The 1302-nt window shown below is 66.3% G+C and carries 1 protein-coding gene; it reads right to left on the bottom strand.

From position 1 onward, the window contains the following. Positions 1–33: 33 nt before the first annotated feature. Positions 34–1176: an IS30 family transposase gene (locus tag ADL03_RS44635; RefSeq protein WP_369809100.1), complete on the bottom strand. Its 1143-nt coding sequence runs from the start codon at positions 1174–1176 to the stop codon at positions 34–36. Positions 1177–1302 lie beyond the last annotated feature (126 nt).

Here is a 1302-nt window from a genome sequence, read left to right as displayed (position 1 = left end):
GGCGCTTTCAAGGGGTCGTTGCAACAGAAGTGATCAACTGGCTTTGACCAGGAGCTTAGCGAGGCGCTCGGCTGGGTTGTCCCAGCCGAGCGTTTTGCGTGGGCGGCCGTTGAGTCTGGCGGCGATCGCGTTGAGGTGTTCGGCGGTGTGCACCGACAGGTCGGTGCCCTTGGGGAAGTATTGGCGTAGCAGGCCGTTGGTGTTCTCGTTGGAGCCGCGTTGCCAGGGACTGTGCGGATCGCAGAAGTAGACCGGCAGCTCGGCCGCGGTGCTGAACTGGTGGTGCAGGGCCATTTCGACGCCCTGGTCCCAGGTCAGCGAGCGTTTCAGCTCGGCGGGCAGACTCGCGATGGTGGCGGCCAGGGCGTCGCGGACGGTTTCGGCGGTGCGGTCGGTGGGCAGGTGCACGAGCATCACATAGCGAGTCGCGCGTTCGACCAGGGTGCCGATCTGTGACTTCTGGTCCTTGCCGATGATCAAATCGCCTTCCCAGTGCCCTGGAACCGCCCGGTCTTCCGCCTCGGCGGGACGGTCGCTGATCATCACCATAGGCGCGGTGAACCGGGATGTGCGCTGATCGGGCCTGGTCTGGGGTTTGCGGTAGGCGCGGCCGGTGCGCAACGCCCGCGTGAGCTCGCGCCGCAGCTCACCGCGGCCTTGGACATAGAGGGCTTGGTAGATCGTCTCGTGCGACACCTGCATCTCCGGCCGGTCGGGAAACTGCAGGCGCAGGCTATGGCTGATCTGTTCCGGGCTCCATTCCAGCCCCAGCCACTCCTGGACCGTCTCCCGCAACTCGGGGCACGCGGCGATCTTCCCGCCCCTCGGGCGAGCCCTGCGCGCATCGGCACGAGCCTGCGCGGCATGCGGCCGATAATCGCCGCTGACCTGGTGGGAGTTCCGTTTGAGCTCCCGGCTGATCGTCGACACCGGCCGGCCCAGCTGCACCGCGATCACCCGCATCGCCACCTTCGCCCGCCGCAGGTCCGCGATCACGATCCGCTCGTCCTCGGTCAGGAAACGAGACGAGGTCCCGTCCACCGACGCCGTCTTGCGCGCTGGTGGACGGGACCTCTTCACACGGCCTTCCGGCCGTCCATGACGCCACTCACGCCCGGTCCGCTCATTGATTCCCACGACCCGGCAGGCCTGAGTGTTGCTCATTCCCTGATCCATCAGGGAAAGGTAAAGCTCCCGCTCACGGGCCAACTTCCTCCGGCCCTGCGGTCCCCGATCACTCCGGATCTCGAAGTCCACCGCAACCCCTCAACTCAGGTGTTGCAACGACCTCTTGAACCCAAG

Origin of the sequence: Nocardia sp. NRRL S-836 (assembly GCF_001279525.1) — a bacterium.
Lineage (GTDB): Bacteria > Actinomycetota > Actinomycetes > Mycobacteriales > Pseudonocardiaceae > Lentzea.
The sequence above is the reverse complement of the archived record's forward strand: the minus strand, read 5'-3'. Positions and strand labels throughout refer to the sequence as shown.